The sequence below is a fragment of the Streptomyces sp. NPDC028635 genome, from assembly GCF_040637635.1.
Taxonomy (GTDB): domain Bacteria; phylum Actinomycetota; class Actinomycetes; order Streptomycetales; family Streptomycetaceae; genus Streptomyces.
In genome coordinates this window covers 80,405-96,991 of sequence record NZ_JBEZWX010000026.1, presented here as the reverse complement: position 1 = coordinate 96,991, position 16,587 = coordinate 80,405, and the positions used below count along the sequence as shown (strand labels likewise).

Annotated in this window: 16 protein-coding genes; 7 read left to right on the top strand and 9 right to left on the bottom strand. The window is 71.7% G+C overall.

Features of this window, described 5'->3' with window-relative positions; translation table 11 throughout:
* The first annotated feature begins 311 nt into the window (after positions 1 to 311).
* Genes AB0E88_RS25120 through AB0E88_RS25110 form a run of 3 tightly spaced genes read left to right on the top strand, consistent with a single transcriptional unit; the run spans position 312 to position 3,852 of the window.
* Entirely contained in the window at positions 312 to 839 is a 528-nt protein-coding gene (locus AB0E88_RS25120) for a PadR family transcriptional regulator (protein ID WP_361634454.1), read from the top strand.
* On the top strand, positions 836 to 1,525 hold the full coding sequence (locus tag AB0E88_RS25115; protein WP_361634451.1) for an ABC transporter ATP-binding protein: 690 nt from the start codon (positions 836 to 838) through the stop codon (positions 1,523 to 1,525). Before AB0E88_RS25120 ends, AB0E88_RS25115 begins: the two co-directional genes overlap by 4 nt.
* Complete coding sequence (locus tag AB0E88_RS25110; RefSeq protein WP_361634448.1) at positions 1,522 to 3,852, top strand: FtsX-like permease family protein; 2,331 nt, start codon at positions 1,522 to 1,524, stop codon at positions 3,850 to 3,852. Before AB0E88_RS25115 ends, AB0E88_RS25110 begins: the two co-directional genes overlap by 4 nt.
* A gap of 363 nt (positions 3,853 to 4,215) precedes the next feature.
* Here AB0E88_RS25110 and AB0E88_RS25105 read toward each other — a convergent pair whose 3' ends face one another.
* On the bottom strand, positions 4,216 to 5,172 hold the full coding sequence (locus tag AB0E88_RS25105) for a hydrogen peroxide-inducible genes activator (RefSeq protein WP_361634462.1): 957 nt from the start codon (positions 5,170 to 5,172) through the stop codon (positions 4,216 to 4,218).
* Between the two features lie 148 nt (positions 5,173 to 5,320).
* On the opposite strand from AB0E88_RS25105, the gene AB0E88_RS25100 reads away from it, so the two are divergent.
* Both AB0E88_RS25100 and AB0E88_RS25095 read left to right on the top strand, forming a co-directional pair.
* The gene (locus AB0E88_RS25100; protein WP_361634445.1) at positions 5,321 to 5,875 is read left to right on the top strand and encodes a peroxiredoxin; all 555 of its coding nucleotides are present in this window, start codon (positions 5,321 to 5,323) and stop codon (positions 5,873 to 5,875) included.
* A gap of 3 nt (positions 5,876 to 5,878) precedes the next feature.
* Positions 5,879 to 6,412: an alkyl hydroperoxide reductase gene (locus tag AB0E88_RS25095; protein WP_361634442.1), complete on the top strand. Its 534-nt coding sequence runs from the start codon at positions 5,879 to 5,881 to the stop codon at positions 6,410 to 6,412.
* A gap of 155 nt (positions 6,413 to 6,567) precedes the next feature.
* On the opposite strand, the gene AB0E88_RS25090 is transcribed toward AB0E88_RS25095, so the two are convergent.
* The 6 genes from AB0E88_RS25090 to AB0E88_RS25065 all read right to left on the bottom strand — a co-directional run bounded on the left by AB0E88_RS25090 (position 6,568) and on the right by AB0E88_RS25065 (position 13,603).
* Positions 6,568 to 7,917, bottom strand: a complete 1,350-nt coding sequence (locus tag AB0E88_RS25090; protein ID WP_361634439.1) for an AI-2E family transporter — start codon at positions 7,915 to 7,917, stop codon at positions 6,568 to 6,570.
* Between the two features lie 141 nt (positions 7,918 to 8,058).
* Complete coding sequence (locus AB0E88_RS25085) at positions 8,059 to 8,754, bottom strand: transglycosylase SLT domain-containing protein (protein WP_361634436.1); 696 nt, start codon at positions 8,752 to 8,754, stop codon at positions 8,059 to 8,061.
* 401 nt (positions 8,755 to 9,155) lie between these two features.
* Positions 9,156 to 10,481 carry a PhoH family protein gene (locus AB0E88_RS25080; protein WP_361634433.1) on the bottom strand — a complete coding sequence of 442 codons (1,326 nt, stop codon included), beginning with the start codon at positions 10,479 to 10,481 and terminating at the stop codon, positions 9,156 to 9,158.
* Positions 10,482 to 10,823: 342 nt separating this feature from the next.
* Positions 10,824 to 11,597, bottom strand: a complete 774-nt coding sequence (locus AB0E88_RS25075) for an isoprenyl transferase (protein ID WP_361634430.1) — start codon at positions 11,595 to 11,597, stop codon at positions 10,824 to 10,826.
* 128 nt (positions 11,598 to 11,725) lie between these two features.
* Positions 11,726 to 12,394, bottom strand: coding sequence for a hypothetical protein (locus AB0E88_RS25070; RefSeq protein ID WP_361634427.1), 669 nt, complete (start codon positions 12,392 to 12,394; stop codon positions 11,726 to 11,728).
* Between the two features lie 417 nt (positions 12,395 to 12,811).
* Entirely contained in the window at positions 12,812 to 13,603 is a 792-nt protein-coding gene (locus AB0E88_RS25065) for a methyltransferase domain-containing protein (protein ID WP_361634424.1), read from the bottom strand.
* Between the two features lie 51 nt (positions 13,604 to 13,654).
* Between AB0E88_RS25065 and AB0E88_RS25060 the strand changes: the two genes are divergently transcribed.
* Entirely contained in the window at positions 13,655 to 14,182 is a 528-nt protein-coding gene (locus tag AB0E88_RS25060) for a DinB family protein (RefSeq protein WP_361634421.1), read from the top strand.
* A gap of 253 nt (positions 14,183 to 14,435) precedes the next feature.
* On the opposite strand, the gene AB0E88_RS25055 is transcribed toward AB0E88_RS25060, so the two are convergent.
* Entirely contained in the window at positions 14,436 to 15,311 is an 876-nt protein-coding gene (locus AB0E88_RS25055) for an LLM class flavin-dependent oxidoreductase (protein WP_361634418.1), read from the bottom strand.
* 71 nt (positions 15,312 to 15,382) lie between these two features.
* The gene (locus AB0E88_RS25050; RefSeq protein WP_361634415.1) at positions 15,383 to 16,114 is read right to left on the bottom strand and encodes an A24 family peptidase; all 732 of its coding nucleotides are present in this window, start codon (positions 16,112 to 16,114) and stop codon (positions 15,383 to 15,385) included.
* A 110-nt stretch (positions 16,115 to 16,224) separates the two neighbouring features.
* Here AB0E88_RS25050 and AB0E88_RS25045 point away from each other — a divergent pair, with 110 nt between their 5' ends.
* Positions 16,225 to 16,584: a DUF192 domain-containing protein gene (locus AB0E88_RS25045; RefSeq protein WP_361634413.1), complete on the top strand. Its 360-nt coding sequence runs from the start codon at positions 16,225 to 16,227 to the stop codon at positions 16,582 to 16,584.
* Positions 16,585 to 16,587 lie beyond the last annotated feature (3 nt).

Genomic DNA, 16,587 nt, shown 5'->3' with positions numbered 1-16,587 from the left:
GGGCGGGGGTGGGGGGTGTCCGTCCTCGGTCCGGCCGCCCGTCACTCGATACGGCACCCACCGCCGGTGCCGGCCGCTGCGGGCGGACACCCCCCGCCCCGGCCCCTTCCCGCCGTCGGCGGCTGCGGGCCGCCCTGCCGGCGGTCCGAGCAGGCCGGTGGTGGCCGTCGTGGCCTTCGGGGGTGCGGGACGTGGCCGCGCCTGTTGCTGAAGCGTGACATACGCGGCTCACCTGCGCTGACGTACTCGCTGCCCCTCACTCCGCACTCTGTGTATACATGCGAGGTATACACGGTGTGTAGAGTCGTCGTATGTCCATCGGTCACACCCTTCTGGGGCTCCTGGAGTCCGGTCCGCGGCACGGATACGACCTCAAGCGGGCCTTCGACGAGAAGTTCGGTCACGACCGGCCGCTGCACTACGGCCAGGTCTACTCGACGATGTCCCGCCTGCTGAAGAACGGCCTCGTCGAGGTCGACGGCATCGAGGCCGGCGGCGGTCCCGAGCGCAAGCGGTACGCCATCACCGAGGCCGGGATCACCGACGTCGAGCGGTGGCTCGCGACGCCGGAGAAGCCCGAGCCGTATCTGCAGTCGACGCTGTACACCAAGGTCGTCCTCGCGCTGCTCACCCACCGCGACGCCGCCGACATCCTCGACACGCAACGCTCCGAGCACCTGCGCAGCATGCGCATCCTCACCGAGCGCAAGCGCAAGGGTGATCTGGCGGACCAGCTGATCTGCGACCACGCCCTGTTCCACCTGGAGGCCGACCTGCGCTGGCTCGAGCTGACCGCCGCCCGTCTGGACAAGCTGCGTCAGGCGGTGGTGGCCCAGTGAACGCCCCCGCCGGTTCCCTGCTCGCCGCCGACCAGCTGCACAAGGTCTACGGCCCCACCGTCGCTCTGGACGGTGCCTCGTTCTCCATCCATCCCGGTGAGGTCGTCGCCGTCATGGGCCCCTCCGGCTCCGGCAAGTCGACGTTGCTGCACTGCCTCGCCGGCATCGTCCCGCCCGACTCCGGCACCATCACGTACGGCGGGCGCGAGCTGTCGGCGATGAGTGACGCCCAGCGCAGCGCGCTGCGCCGGAGCGAGTTCGGGTTCGTCTTCCAGTTCGGCCAGCTCGTGCCCGAGCTGACGTGCGTCGAGAACGTCGCCCTGCCGCTGCGGCTCAACGGCACCTCCCGCAAGGAGGCCGAGCGGGCCGCGCTCGGGTGGATGGAGCGGCTCGAGGTCGACGATCTGAGGAAGAAGCGGCCCGGCGAGGTGTCCGGTGGGCAGGGGCAGCGCGTCGCCGTCGCCCGTGCGCTGGTCACCAACCCCCGTGTCGTCTTCGCCGACGAACCCACCGGCGCCCTGGACTCCCTCAACGGTGAGCGCGTCATGGAGCTGCTGACCGACGCGGCCCGTTCGGCCAACGCCGCCGTCGTCCTCGTCACGCACGAGGCCCGGGTGGCCGCCTACTCCGACCGCGAGGTCGTCGTCCGCGACGGCAAGTCCCGGGACATGGAGCGCGCGGTATGAGCCTGCGGCAGTGGGCCAGGGATCTGGCCATGGGGGTGCGCTTCGCCTACAGCGGCGGGCGTGAGGGATGGATCCGGGCCGTGCTGACAGCCGTCGGCGTAGGGCTGGGCGTGGCGCTGCTGCTGCTCACCACCGCGATCCCGAGCGCCCTGGCCGTACGGCACGAGCGCAGCGAGGCGCGCGCCAGCCTCTACACCGGTGAAGGCGTGAAGAAGTCCGACCGCACCCTGGTGGTCGCGGACGCGGGGACGTCGTTCCGGGACAAGGACGTGCTGGGGCGCGCGGTGCAGCCGGAGGGTCCGCATGCGCCGCTGCCGCCCGGCGTGGACGCCTTCCCGGCCAAGGGCGAGATGGTGGTCTCCCCCGCGCTGAAGCGGCTGCTCGAGTCGGACGACGGCCGGCTGCTGCGGGAGCGGCTGCCGGAGCGGATCGTCGGGACCATCGGCGAGAGCGGCCTGCTCGGACCGGCCGAAATGCTCTTCTACCGTGGCGCGGACGGACTCTCGTCCCAGGTCGACGGCGGCCGGGTGACGCGGCTCGAACGCTTCGGCAACCCCAACGCCACCCCCGAGCGCATGGACCCGGTCCTGCTGCTGCTCGTCCTTGTCATCTTCCTCATCCTGCTGATGCCGGTGGCCGTGTTCATCGCCGCCGCCGTGCGGTTCGGCGGTGAGCAGCGCGACCGGCGGCTGGCCGCTCTGCGGCTGGTCGGCTCCGACAGCGGCATGACCCGGCGCATCGCGGCCGGTGAGGCGCTCGGCGGCGCCCTGCTCGGACTGGTCCTCGGCAGCGGCTTCTTCGTGCTGGGCCGGCAGCTGGCCGGGACCTTCGACGTACTGGACATCAGCGTCTTCCCCAGCTCCCTCAACCCCACCCCGCTGCTCGCCGTGCTCGTGGCCGTGGCGGTGCCCGCGGCCGCGGTGCTGGTCACGCTGTTCGCGCTGCGCGGGGTCGTCATCGAGCCGCTCGGCGTGATCCGCACGGCGAAGCCCGCGCGGCGCAGGCTGTGGTGGCGGCTGCTGCTGCCGCTGGCCGGCCTCGCGATGCTCTACCCGATGGTCGGTCAGGGCCGCAACCACGGCGATTTCAACCAGTACCTGGTCTCGGGCGGTGTGCTGCTGCTCCTGGTCGGCGTGACCGCACTGCTGCCGTGGGTGGTGGAGACGGTCGTCGCCCGCCTCGGCTCCGGCGGCATCGCCTGGCAGCTGGCCGTCCGGCGCTTGCAGTTGAGCAGCGGTACCGCGGCCCGGATGGTCAACGGGATCGCCGTGGCGGTGGCCGGCGCGATCGCTCTGCAGATGCTGTTCGCGGGCGTCGAGGGCGACTACACCCGCTCGTCCGGCAAGGACGTGACACGGGCTCAGATGCAGGTGACGCTGCCCGCGGGCGACGCGCTCGGGGACGCGGCGCAGAAGTTCCGGCGGACCCGAGGAGTGGGCCAGGTGACCGCGCTGTCCCAGGTCTCCGTCGGCGACGGCCGCAAGGAGCCCGCGCTGGGCAGCGAACTGATGGTCGGTGACTGCGCGGCCCTGCGGGAGCTGGCCGCACTGCCCTCCTGCCGCGACGGCGACGTCTTCGCCCTGCGCGGCGGTGAGTACGAGGACGGGCAGACGGCCAAGCTCGCCCACCCGGGCCGGACGTTGTTCATCGACCCCTCCTACGGCGACACCCACGGCCGGGAGGTCGCCTGGCACGTCCCGGCGAACCTGAAGCAGGCCGACTCGATCAAGGACCCGAACGGCATCAAGCGCTCCGGTTTCCTGCTCACGCCGAGCGTCCTGCCCCAGCGGGCGGCGCCGGCCATGACCGGACAGATCTTCCTCGGCTTCGACGACGCGGTGCCGGACGCCGTGGAGTACGCCCGCAACACCGCCGCGCGGGTCGATCCCAGGGCCGACGCGATGCTGTGGTCGGCGACCCTGCAGTCCCCGAAGTTCGCCGCCATCCGCACCGGCCTCTTCGTCGGCGCGACCTGTGTGCTGGCCCTGATCGGGGCGAGCCTGCTGGTTTCCCAGCTGGAACAGCTGCGCGAACGCCGCAAACTGCTGTCGTCCCTGGTCGCCTTCGGCACCCGGCGCCGCACCCTCAGTCTGTCGGTCCTGTGGCAGACGGCGATCCCGATCGCCCTCGGCCTCCTGCTGGCCGCGGCGGTGGGCATGACCCTGGGCGCGGTCCTGCTCCGGATGACGGCCACCCCGATCCACGTGGACTGGCCGAGCGTCCTGTCGATGACCGGCGTAGGCGCGGCCATCGTCCTCGCCGTGACTCTGCTCAGCCTCCCTCCCCTGCTGAAGCTGATGCGTCCGGAGGGCCTGCGCACGGAGTAGCCGCCGACGGCGGCAAGGGGCCGGGGTGGGGGGTGTCCGCCCGCAGCGGCCGGCACCGGGCAACGGTGCCGGACCGGGTGACGGGTGGCCGGACCGAGGACGGACACCCCCCACCCCGGCCCCGCCCCACGACGCACCGCGGGCGAGACCGCAACCACCCACCGGACGGCAACGGGCCGCCGCAGGCCCCAAAGGGGCGCGGGGAACGGCGCGACCAGCCACAACGCACCCCGCACAGGCCGCCGCAGGCGACGGCGACCAACCACAACGCACCCGGCGCCGCGGGCGCCAAAGGGGCGCGGGGAACGGCGCGAGAACCACCCGCCGGCCCGCACACACACGACAACCCCCGCCCGCCAGACGCTACTCCCCGCCAGAAACAACCCGCACCGGAAGCGACCGCAGAGCCCCCCGCAACGCCCCCGCCAACTCCCCGTACTCCGCGGAGCGAGCCGCCCCGGCCCGCATCGCCAACGCGATGCGACGCGTGGGGGCCGGAGCCGCGAAGTACCCCGTGAGCAGCTGACTGCTCCGCGCCGTCTCCAGCTTCAACGCCGTCCGCGGCAGCAGCGTGCAGCCCAGCCCCCCGGCGACCAGCTGCACCAGCGTGGACAGCCCGGCCGCCGTGGTCGTCACGGGCGCGTCCTCGCGACCCGCCTCGCGGCAGATGTCGAGCGCCTGGTCCCGCAGACAGTGCCCCTCGTCCAGCAGCAGCAGGTTCAGCTCCTTCAGCGCCTCACGGGGAATCCCCTCGCGTCCGCCGAGTCCGTGGTCCAGGGGCGTGACCAGGACGAAGTCCTCGTCGAACAGCGGGAGTTCGACGACCCCCGGCACCCCGAGCGGCACGGCGAGCAGGAGCAGGTCCAGCCGGCCCGAGTTGAGCCCCTCCACCAGGGAGGCGGTCTGCTCCTCGTGGACCTGGAGGTCCAGCGCGGGGTACCGCTCGTGCACCAGGCGCAGCACCGTCGGCAGCAGATAGGGGGCGACCGTCGGGATCACCCCGAGCCGCAGCACCCCGGTGAACGGCGCCCGCACCGCCTCGGCCTCCTCCAGCAGCGCCCCGACCGCCTCGAGTACGGCCTTGGCGCGCACCGCGAGCCGTTCACCGGCCGGCGACAGCAGTACCTTGCGCGTCGTACGCTCGAGGAGGGTGACACCGAGTGTCTCCTCCAGCGCGGACACCGCACCGGAGAGCGCCGGCTGGCTCATCCCGATCGCCGCCGCGGCATCGCGGAAGTGCAGATGCTCGGCGACCGCCGCGAACGCCCGCAGCTGCGCCAAGCTGGGCTGTTTCCGTTTGCCGCCGGTCCCGCCGGTCACACCCGCGACGCTCACTGATAGCTCCCTCCGATCAACCCGACCGAGTGTAGCTATTTCCGTAATCAATGCACGGTGTGCCAACATCAACAGCGTCCAACCCATGGGAAACACCCTCAAAAGGGGTGTTTCTTCGCTGCAAGGAGAGCGTGTGCTCACTGTCGGTGACAAGTTCCCCGAGTTCGAACTGACCGCCTGCGTCTCGCTGGAGAAGGGCAAGGAGTTCGACACGATCAACCACAAGACCTACGAGGGCAAGTGGAAGGTCGTCTTTGCGTGGCCCAAGGACTTCACCTTCGTGTGCCCGACCGAGATCGCCGCCTTCGGCAAGCTGAACGACGAGTTCGCCGACCGCGACGCGCAGATCCTCGGCTTCTCCGGTGACTCCGAGTTCGTCCACCACGCCTGGCGCAAGGACCACCCGGACCTGACGGACCTGCCGTTCCCGATGATGGCCGACTCCAAGCACGAGCTGATGCGCGACCTCGGCATCGAGGGCGAGGACGGCTTCGCCCAGCGCGCCGTCTTCGTCGTCGACCCCAACAACGAGATCCAGTTCACCATGGTGACCGCGGGCTCCGTCGGCCGGAACCCGAAGGAGGTCCTGCGGGTCCTGGACGCCCTGCAGACCGACGAGCTGTGCCCGTGCAACTGGAGCAAGGGCGACGAGACCCTGGACCCGGTCGCGCTGCTGGCTGGTGAGTGAGGCATGTCCCTCGACTCCCTGAAGTCCCGCGTCCCGGACTACGCCAAGGACCTGAAGCTCAACCTGGGCTCGGTCATCGGCAACTCCGACCTGCCCGCGCAGCAGCTGTGGGGCACGGTGCTGGCGACCGCCATCGCGTCGCGCTCCCCGATCGTGCTGCGTGAGCTGGAGCCGGAGGTGAAGGCGAACCTGACGCCGGAGGCGTACCAGGCCGCCAAGGCCGCCGCCGCCGTCATGGCGATGAACAACGTCTTCTACCGCACCCGCCACCTGCTGTCGGACCACGAGTACGGCAACCTGCGCGCGGGCCTGCGGATGAACGTCATCGGCAACCCCGGTGTCGACAAGACGGACTTCGAGCTGTGGTCCTTCGCGGTCTCCGCGATCAACGGCTGCGGCATGTGCCTGGACTCGCACGAGCAGGTGCTGCGCAAGGCCGGTGTCGAGCGCGAGGTCGTCCAGGAGGCCTTCAAGATCGCCTCGGTCGTGCAGGCCGTCGGTGTCACGCTGGAGGCGGAGGCGGTCCTGGCCGAGTAGGGCCCGGACTGCGGCTGCCGCGAAGGCCCCGTCCACCATCGGGTGGACGGGGCCTTCGCCTGCGCCGCCTCGGACCGGACATGCGTCTGGGGCAGAGCGGCCGCCGCGGGCTGAGCACGCCACCACGGACAGGGCGCGCCGCCGCGGGCTGGGGTTCAGGCCGGCGGTGTCTCGCTCGCGGGCTCCGGCGCGGTGGCGGCCGGCTCCGCGGCAGCCGCCTTCGCCGCCGCCACGTCCGACGCCGTCGCTCCGCGCGGCCGCGGGGTGTGCCGGGTCGCCGCCTCGTGCGAGTACGCCCGCAGATAGCCGGCGACCGTGTTGGTCACCGCCACCAGCGGTACGGCCACCACCGCGCCGCCGATACCGGCGATCATCCCGCCGGCCGCCACCGACAGCACCACCGCGAGCGGATGCACCCGCACGGCCCGCCCGAGGATGAACGGCTGGAGGATGTGCCCCTCGATCTGCTGCACGGCGAGCACGACGACCAGGACCATCACGGCCGTGAACACGCCCTGCGTGACGAGGGCCACCACGACCGCGAGGGCGCCCGAGACGACCGCGCCGACGAGCGGGATGAAGGCGAACAGGAAGATGAACACCGCGAGCGGCACGGCCATCGGCACGTTGAGGAAGTAGATGCCGAGGCCGATGAAGATCGCGTCGATGAGGGCGACGATCACCGTGCCGCGCACGTACGCGGTGAGGGTGCGCCAGGCGCGCGGGCCGGCGCCGGCCACGCCCGGGCGGGCCGCGGCCGGGACCAGCTTCAGGGTCCACTCCCAGATGCGGCGGCCGTCGTAGAGCAGGAACAGCGTGGAGAAGACGGTCAGCAGGATGCCGGTGAGGGCCTCCACGACGACCTGTACGCCCTCAAGTCCCGCCGAGGTGATCTGGTCGGTGTTCGCGCCGATCGCCTCGCGCAGGTTCTTGGCGATCTGGTTGATCTGCTTGTCGGTGACGTGGAACGGGCTGTTGAGCAGCCATTTGCGCAGCTCGTCGATGCCGTCCTGGATCTGGCTGGAGAGGTTGTCGATGTTCTCCATGACCTGCCAGCTGACGAACCAGCCGATCAGCCCCATGACGATGAAGCCGAGGATCGCCGTCATCGCCGTGGCGAGGCCGCGCGGCACGCCCATACGGGTCAGCCGCGCCACCGTCGGCTGGAGCAGCGCGGTGATGAGCAGCGCGGTGACGAAGGCGAGGACGACGAGCTGGACGGCGCTGATGACCCGCATCAGCACCCAGAGCGTGCCCGCCAGCACCAGCAGCCGCCAGCCGGCCTCCGCCGCGACACGGACACCCCAGGGGACGGCGTGCGCGGGGTCCGGCCGGGCCGGGACCGCGGGCGCGTAGTCGGGGGGTGGTGGCACGTGCTCGGCCGGTACGACGGGTTCGTGTTCGGCGTCTTCCCGCTCGAACTCGGCGCGGCGCTCGTCGAGCCGCTCACTTATCCCGGTCAGTCCGGCGCCGAGCCGACCGAGCCACCCTGGCACTCGCGACATGATCCGTCCTCTTCCCCCGTCTCTCCTCACCACTCCCCCCTGGAGTCGTCGCGTACGACCGTACAGGGCGAAAGCCCCTCCCCCTAGGACGGGGAGGGGCTGCGCGAGGTTGAGCGAGAGCCGTGGTGGGCCGGGGTGGGCCTAGTACCAGTGGTTGGCCTGCCAGAACGACCACGCGTCGCACGGGCTGCCGTACCGGCTGTTCATGTAGTTCAGGCCCCACTTGATCTGGGTGGCCGGGTTCGTCTGCCAGTCGGCACCGACGGACGACATCTTGGAGCCGGGAAGAGCCTGGAAGAGACCGTAGGCACCGGAGGAGGCGTTGACGGCACGGTAGTTCCAGCTGGACTCGTGGTCCACGATGTTGCTGAAGCACTGGAACTGGCCGCCGCCGACCATCTGACGCGCCATCGCCTGGATCTGCGAGACCGTGTAGGAGCCCTGGACGGCGAAGCTGGAGGCGTCCCGGACGGCGCTGCGGCTGGCGGCCTTCTTGGCCTCCTCGCGCTCCTTGGCTTCCTTCGCCGCCTTCTCGGCGGCTTCCTTCTTCGCGATCGCGGTCTCGGCGGCCGCCTTGCGGGCCGCCTCCTCGGCGGTCTTCTTGGCGCTCGCGTCCGCGGCGATGGCCTGTGCGTCGGCCTGCTGCGCGAGGGACGCAGTCTGCACCTGGGCCTGCTGACCCGCGGGTATGTCCGCGAGGAGCGTGACGTCGGATGCCGTCGCCTCGGCGTCGTTGGGCTGCGCGGTGCTGCCCGAGGCAACGCCGACGACGCTTCCGACAGCGGTGACCGCGGTGGCGGAGGCCACTGCGAATCCCCGGACCGAAATCCGGCTCACACGGTTTCCTTCCAGCATCGCCCGCTTCGGTGACCCTGGCGGACGCAATCGTGCCCCTGAACACTGGCCTCCCCAACTACGGGGTCACGGGAGGCGCGGGCCCGGTGGGCAACTCCCTGTGCGGGAGCGCCGCGTGGTGCTCGGGCGGCATACGACGGCTGCTATGGAGTTGGTGTTCCTGCTGTGGTGCCATACCGCTGGGGGTACAGGTGTGTCGTATGCGGGGCCTGACAGGAGTGAGACTCTGCCGTAACCCGGCGCCGCACCGCAATTCTGGGCTGCGTGTGAAAGCTCACATCCCGTTTGGACCCCGGGATTTCATCGAACGCCCACATACGGCGGCGCCGCCCCGCTAGGCTCTTCGCCTTTGCGGGACGGCGCCAACGTCCGGGGATTCCGGATCAGATGCTGCTGTCCTCCAGCATTTCGGTCACAAGCGCCGCGATCTGGGACCTCTCGGACCGGTTCAGCGTGACGTGCGCGAAGAGCGGATGCCCCTTCAGCTTTTCCACGACTGCGACGACACCGTCGTAGCGCCCGACCCGCAGGTTGTCCCGCTGTGCCACGTCATGGGTCAGTACGACCCGGGAATTCGCCCCGATCCGGGACAACACGGTCAGCAGGACGTTCCGTTCGAGCGACTGGGCCTCGTCGACGATGACGAACGCGTCGTGCAGCGAGCGGCCCCGGATGTGGGTCAGCGGCAGGACCTCCAGCATCCCGCGCGCGGTGACCTCCTCGATGACCTCGCGCGAGGTGACCGCCGAGAGCGTGTCGAAGACCGCCTGCGCCCACGGGCTCATCTTCTCCGCCTCGGAGCCGGGCAGATAGCCCAGTTCCTGGCCGCCGACCGCGTACAGCGGGCGGAAGACCATCACCTTCTGGTGCTGGCGGCGCTCCAGGACCGCCTCCAGGCCGGCGCACAGCGCGAGCGCCGACTTGCCGGTGCCGGCCCGGCCGCCCATCGACACGATGCCGACGTCCGGGTCGAGCAGCAGGTCCAGCGCGATGCGCTGCTCGGCGCTGCGGCCCTTGATGCCGAACGCCTCCCGGTCGCCGCGCACCAGGCGGACGTTGCCCTCCGGCGTGACCCGGCCGAGGGCCTTGCCGCGCTCGGAGTGGATGGTCAGCCCCGTGTGCACGGGCAGGTCGGCCGCCTGCGGGACGTACAGGCGGCCTTCCTCGAAGAGGATGTCCACCTGTTCGGCCGGCAGGGTGAGTTCACTCATCCCGGTCCAGCCGGAGTTCTCCGTGATGGCCAGTTCGGCCCGGTACTCCTCCGCGAGCAGGCCCACCGAGGACGCCTTGATCCGCAGCGGGAGGTCCTTCGAGACGACGGTGACGTCGAAACCCTCGGCCTGGAGGTTGCGGGCGACCGCGAGGATGCGGGAGTCGTTGTCCCCCAGGCGGTAGCCGCTGGGCAGGACGCTGGGGTCCGAGTGGTTGAGCTCGACCCGTACGGTCCCGCCGAGGTCCCCGGTCGGAATGGGGGCATCGAGGCGGCCGTGCCGTACCCGGAGGTCGTCGAGCAGGCGCAGGGCCTGCCGGGCGAAATACCCGAGTTCGGGATGGTGCCGCTTGGCCTCCAGCTCCGTGACCACGACGATGGGGAGCACGACCTCGTGCTCGTCGAAGCGGCTCAAGGCGTTCGGGTCGGCCAGCAGGACGCTGGTGTCGAGAACGTAGGTGCGCCGGTCTGGCTTGGGGCGCTTTGTGCTGGTCACCACGGAAGGACGTACCCCCTCGGATGAGGTCGGGGAGCGACGAAGTGGAGCTGGGCCGGTGGCTCGCCCTCGCATGCGGCGGGCCTAGAACCGGCCCTCCGCGGCTGCTTCCGCGCGGTGGCCGCACGGTCGGGCTGGTGCAAAGGGCCTCCCGGGCGGACGGCCCCGTGCCGTCCGCTGAGATCCGACGCCCGTGGTTCGGGTGTCGACCTGCTTGCCTTATGCCCTCGAAAATGCGCCGCCATGCCACAAGGCAGGGCGGCGCAGCGGTGAACTCCGTGTTACTTCCGCGTGGAACGGGGTAGACGGGGAGTTTCCCCGGGGGGTCGGCGGCGTGTTGCCGTGTCAGCCGCCGTAACGGCGGTGGCGGGCCGCGTAGTCGCGCAGGGCGCGCAGGAAGTCGACCTTGCGGAAGGCCGGCCAGAAGACCTCGCAGAAGTAGTACTCCGAGTGCGCGGTCTGCCACAGCATGAAACCGGACAGCCGCTGCTCGCCGCTGGTGCGGATGACGAGGTCGGGGTCGGGCTGGGCGCTGGTGTACAGATGACGGCCGATCATGTCGACGTCGACCTGCTCGGCGAGGTCGTCCATCGCCACGCCCCGCTCGTGGGCGTCGAACAGCATGGAGCGCACCGCGTCGGCGATCTCCTGGCGGCCGCCGTAGCCGATGGCGACGTTGACCACTATGCCCTCGACGTGCGCGGTGGTCTCCTCGGCCTCCTTCAGGGTGCGCTGCATGCCGGCCGGGAGGATGTCGGGGGTGCCGACGTGGTGCACGCGCCAGCGGCCGTCGGCGGCGAGGGTGCGCACGACGCCCTCGATGATGCCGAGCAGCGGGCGCAGCTCGTCCTCCGGGCGGGTGAGGTTGTCCGTGGACAGCAGCCAGAGCGTGACCACCTCGACGTCGGTCTCGCTGCACCAGCCGAGGAACTCCTCGATCTTGTCCGCCCCGGCCTGGTGGCCCTGCGCGGTGGTGGAGCCCGCGGCCTTCGCCCAGCGCCGGTTGCCGTCCATGATGACGCCGATGTGCTTGGGCACCTGAGCGTGGTCCAGGTGGCCTTCCACCCGCCGCGCGTACAGCTTGACGAGCAGGCCGCGCAGCTTGTCGCGCAGGTTCACGTGATTGTCAGCCCCTCCGGTGCGGATCGGACATGCGCGCCGGGCTCGACCGGGCGCGACACCTGTCCGTATGGCGGTCCCCGATGGCGAAGCCTACCCCCGCCGGCAGGAAGGACCGCCAACGGGTGTCAGGCGTACGGCGGCTGCGGGGGGAGGGCGGGGGTGCGCGGACGGCCGAACCACTGGCTCGCGGAACGCCGGCCGAGCAGCACGATGACGGCGACGGCGCCGCCGAGCGGGACGACGGCGCCGGGCGTGCCGTTCGCCGTGGCGCCGAGGGCGATCAGGATCTGCACAGCGGCCAGCACGATGGAGGCGATCCGCACGCCGTTGCCGGCCTTCGGATAGAGGAACGCCAGCACGAACAGCACGCAGGCGGGAAGGAACGGCGCGAGGACCCGCCCCGCCGCGTAGGCGCTGACGAGGGCACCGGCGAGGACGGTGAAGAGGACACCGAGTCCGCCCATGACGAAGTTCAGCACCTGCGCGCCCCGCACGGCCTGGGGCATGGCATACGGCACGGGCGGGCCGTAGGGAGGCGGGCCGTACGGCATCCCCGGGCCGCCGTAGGGGCCGGGGATGACCGGCGGGCCGTAGGGGCCCGGGACGGCCGGCGGGCCGTAGGGACCGGAGGTGGCCGGCGGGCCGTAAGGGCCGGGCTGGGGCGGGTGGCCGTAGGAGCCGGGGTGGGCGGGGTGGGCGTACGGGCCGGGCGGCCGGCCGGGATGGCCCTGGGGTCCGCCGGCGGGCCCGGGGGAGCCGTGGGGGCCGGGCGGTGTCGGATGGTCGTTCGACATGGGCCGGACTCTAGCCAGACGGGCGAGGAAGGGGAAAAGAAAAACGGGCCGGTCCGTGGGGGGGAGACGGACCGGCCCGAGGGGGGGTTTCCACCATAACCCTTCGTAAGGGCAGGTGTGTGCATCGGCGTGCCACAACTACTCTCCGGATCCGACCGGCGACAGCCCGCTGGCGGAAGAAGGCGTGGTGGGCGCGGTTTCGGGGCGGTGGCGAACATCCCTGCGGCCGTCCCTCCGATGGGCGACCCGGCGCGTCCGCGGCCTTGACGGCGCCGGTACCGCGCAGCCCCCTCCACTGCGCGGTACCGCCCGCGCAGCTTTGCTCACGCGAATCGCCTTGGTCTGAACCTATGCGAGGCAGCCGGGTGAATGCGAGCCGATCGCGATAACGATGTGGAAACCGTGTGAGCAGTGACCTCAGTGACTCGGCTTGCGCGCGTCGAAGAGATGCCGGCTGCTGTGCGCGACGAAGGGCCCCTCGGCCTGGATCCGCTCGTGCAGGGCACGCAACTGCGGCTCGTACGCCTCCACGGTGAAACCCGGGACCATCCAGACCACCTTGCGCAGGAAGTGCACCACGGCCCCGATGTCGTGGAACTCCATCCGCAGCCGCTCGGCGCGCAGGTCCACGATCTCCAGCCCTGCGGCCTCCGCGTCGGCACGCTCGCGCTCCGGGTCCCGGCCGCGGCGCGTCTCCTCCGGCTGCGGGCCGAGGAAGTACTCGACGAGCTCGAAGACGCTGCTCGGACCGACGTGCTGCGCGAAGTACGTGCCGCCGGGCTCCAGGACGCGCGCGATCTCCGCCCAGTGCGGCCGCACCGGATGCCGGCTGACGACGAGGTCGAAGGCCGCGTCGGCGAACGGCAGCGGCGCGTCGTCCGGTGAGGCGACCACCGCGACGCCGCGCGGGCGCAGCAGCGCCGTCGCCTTGGCCACGTTCGGCGGCCAGCCCTCGGTGGCGACGACGAGGGCGGGGGCGGCGGCCGCGCGGCCGAGGGCGAAGTCGAGCACTTCCCCTCCCCCGGTCTGCAGGTCGAGGACGGCGGTGGCCGAGCCGAGTCGCCCGGCCATCGACGTGGCGTACCCCCAGGACGGCCGGGCCTCGGTGGCCCGCCCCTCGAACCAGGAGAAGTCCCAGCCCTCGGTGGGCGCGGCGACCGCCTCGGCGACGAGGTCTTCGAAGGTACGGCCGGGCGGGTGAGCGTTCATGCGGACGATGATCGCAGGGCGTTGTCAGTGGCCGCTGTTAATTTCGGCGGTATGGCGACTGACGAGGCGAGTGACGCGAACGCGGGAATGCCCTATGCGGGCGGCGAGAAGGAGACACTGCGGGCGAGCCTGGACCGGCACCGGGACGCGGTGCTGTGGAAACTGCGGGGACTGGACGAGGAGCGGCTGCGCCGTCCCATGACACCCACCGGCACCAACCTGCTCGGGCTGGTCAAGCACCTGGCCTCGGTGGAGTACGGCTGGTTCGTCGGCACGTTCGGCCGAGAGGTGGAACCACTGTGGTTCGACCCGTACTCGGACGAGGACATGCACGCGTCCGACGACGAGACGGCGGAACAGATCGTCGCCTTCTACGGCCGTGCCCGCACCGCCGCCGACCGCACGATCGCCGAGCTGCCGCTTGACGCTGTGGGACACCCGGCGTGGCACAAGGACCGCGAGGTGTCCCTGCGCTGGGTGCTGGTCCACATGATCGAGGAGACGGCACGGCACGCGGGCCACATGGACATCGTGCGGGAGCTGATCGACGGGGCGACGGGGGACTACCCGGCGGTGTGACGGGTGACCGTCCGGCCGGCGGGGTCTGACAGCGCCCTGCCGGCGGCATGCGTGCGACCGGTGGGCGACGAGGTATCCGGCCGCCGCGAACCGCGAGCGGCGGCGTGGCCGGTCGTCGCCGACCGGTCGCGCGGCGGCGTGTCCGGCCTTCGCCGACCGGTAGGCGGCGGGCGTGGCCGGGCGTCGCCGACCGGTAGGCGGCGGGCGTGGCCGGGCGCCGCCGACCGCTGGGCGGCGGCGTGGCCGGGCGTCGTCAGGCCAGGAGGGGCCGTACCTGGTCGGCGGCGAACCGGACGAACCCCTCCGGGTCGGGCTCGTCCGCCGTCGGCTGCAGTACGACCGTGTCGGCGCCGGCCTCGGCGAACTCCTGCACGGCCTTGGCGACGGCGTCGGCGTCCCCGGCGACCCCGACGCCAGGCACGTCGGCGAGGCCCTCTGCGGCGAGCTCGGCGTGCAGCCGGGCCTGGGCGTCGGGCCCGGTGGCGGCGAGGAGATAGACGACGACGCGGTGCGGGTCACCGAGCCGGCCGGCGGCCTCGCGCCCCTCGTCGAGGATGCGGCGGGCCCGGCGCACGGCGTCGGCCGAGTTGTTCATCGTCAGCAGCGTGCCGTCGGCGGCCTCACCGGACAGTCGCAGGGAACGCGGCCCGGTGACACCGGCGAGCACCGGCACCGGAGCCGCCGGCGGCCAGTCGAGCGCGACGTCGTCGAGGCGCACATAGCGCCCCTCGGTGCTGAGCCGCTCACCCGCCAGCAGGGCGCGCAGGGCGAGCAGGTACTCGCGCAGCAGCGTCAGGGGCGACTCGGCGCGCGCCCCGACCTGCCCCATCCAGTCCTGCACACCGTGCCCGACAGTGAGCATCGAGCGGCCCGGGAACATCCGCTCCAGCGAGGCGGCCTCCATGGCCGTGACGGCGACGTTGCGCAGCGGGACGGGCAGCAGCCCGATCCCGACCCGCACCCGCTCGGTCCAGGCCAGCGCGGCGGCGGCCGTGGACACCCCGCCCTCCAGGAAGCAGTCCTCCCACAACCACAACTCCTCCAGCCCGGCTGCATCGGCCCCCCGGGCAACGGCACGCAACCGCTCGGGCGGAAGCTGAGGACGGAAGACGACGCCGAGTGCAGTCATGGGACGTTCCTATCCTGGGGTGGGCGGGGGGACAACTGCTTTACCGGGGAGAGCGATTGAGTCGCCGGCGGTCAGGCCGCAGCCGCCGCGCCGAGCAGCAGACCTGCCATCGCGCCGGCGATCATGAACGGGCCGAACGGTATGGCGCTCTTGCGGTTCGCCCGTCTCAGCAGGAGGAGCCCGAGCCCGTACACGGCGCCGAGCAGGAAGCCCGCGAACGCGCCCAGGAACAGGACGTCCCAGCCGTACCAGCCGAGCGCCACACCGAGGGGTAGGGCCAGCTTCACGTCCCCGAAGCCCATCCCGTTCGGGTTGATCAGGAACAGCACGAAGTACACGCCGCCCAGCGTCAGGCCGCCCAGCAGCGCGCGCGGCCAGGACCCGGCGCTGCCGGGCAGCAGCGCCACCAACCCGAGCAGCGCCGGCACCCCTGCAGTCAGGGGCAGGGTCAGCCGGTCGGGAAGGCGGTGCACCCGCGCGTCCACCAGCGCCAGAAGCACCAGCGGTGGGGTCAGCAGCAGCCACACGGCCAGCTCCGGCCGGGTGCCTCCGGCCCGGGCGAGCGCGGCGCAGCACAGCCCGGCGAGCACGGCGGCCGGCCAGCCCGGACGCCCCGCCGGGACACAGGTCGCGCAGGACGTGGTGCCCACCCAGCCACGGGGTCCCGGGGCATAGACGTGCCCCTCCTGGCAGCTGAGGCGCCGGGCCTGTTCCGGCTCGACGGAGAACCGGTGGGCGGCGCGCAGGACGAACAGTCCGGCGACGGCTCCCCACAGGAGGCAGGCGGTCGGCAAGGCGTACACGCGGCAGACGCTACGGCACGTGGGACGGGTGGTCATGGGCCCGTGGGCCCAGCGCGGAAGCGTCCGGGCCCAGAGCCCGCCGGTGGTGTGCCGCGTCCTAGAGTGCGGCCATGACGACACGACCGAAGTGGCGGAACGGCACGGGGACTCTCGTCACCCCAGAGGCACCGGAGGTCTCCCTGGAGATCGTGACCACCTATCGGAAACGAGCCCGGGGTCTGCTCGGCCGTGACGGCGTCGACGGGGCCTTCCTCATCACTCCGTGCGCGAGCGTGCACACCTTCCGTATGCGCTTCACCATCGATGTGGCCTACCTGGACCGGGACTTGACGGTTGTGGCCGTCCACACCATGAAGCCGGGCCGTCTGAGCCTGCCACGGCTGCGTGCGCGCTCCGTTCTGGAGGCGGAAGCGGGGGCGATGGCGCGCTGGGGGGTGCGGCCGGGGACGCGGCTGACCGTGCGCGTGTGAAGC

Bases quoted from the DNA above. Each gene is read 5' to 3' on its own strand.
- AB0E88_RS25120 (WP_361634454.1), top strand. From the start codon at position 312: ATGTCCATCGGTCACACCCTTCTGGGGCTCCTGGAGTCCGGTCCGCGG.
- AB0E88_RS25110 (WP_361634448.1), top strand. From the start codon at position 1,522: ATGAGCCTGCGGCAGTGGGCCAGGGATCTGGCCATGGGGGTGCGCTTC.
- AB0E88_RS25095 (WP_361634442.1), top strand. From the start codon at position 5,879: ATGTCCCTCGACTCCCTGAAGTCCCGCGTCCCGGACTACGCCAAGGAC.
- AB0E88_RS25090 (WP_361634439.1), bottom strand. From the start codon at position 7,917: ATGTCGCGAGTGCCAGGGTGGCTCGGTCGGCTCGGCGCCGGACTGACC.
- AB0E88_RS25070 (WP_361634427.1), bottom strand. From the start codon at position 12,394: ATGTCGAACGACCATCCGACACCGCCCGGCCCCCACGGCTCCCCCGGG.
- AB0E88_RS25065 (WP_361634424.1), bottom strand. From the start codon at position 13,603: ATGAACGCTCACCCGCCCGGCCGTACCTTCGAAGACCTCGTCGCCGAG.
- AB0E88_RS25060 (WP_361634421.1), top strand. From the start codon at position 13,655: ATGGCGACTGACGAGGCGAGTGACGCGAACGCGGGAATGCCCTATGCG.
- AB0E88_RS25055 (WP_361634418.1), bottom strand. From the start codon at position 15,311: ATGACTGCACTCGGCGTCGTCTTCCGTCCTCAGCTTCCGCCCGAGCGG.
- AB0E88_RS25045 (WP_361634413.1), top strand. From the start codon at position 16,225: ATGACGACACGACCGAAGTGGCGGAACGGCACGGGGACTCTCGTCACC.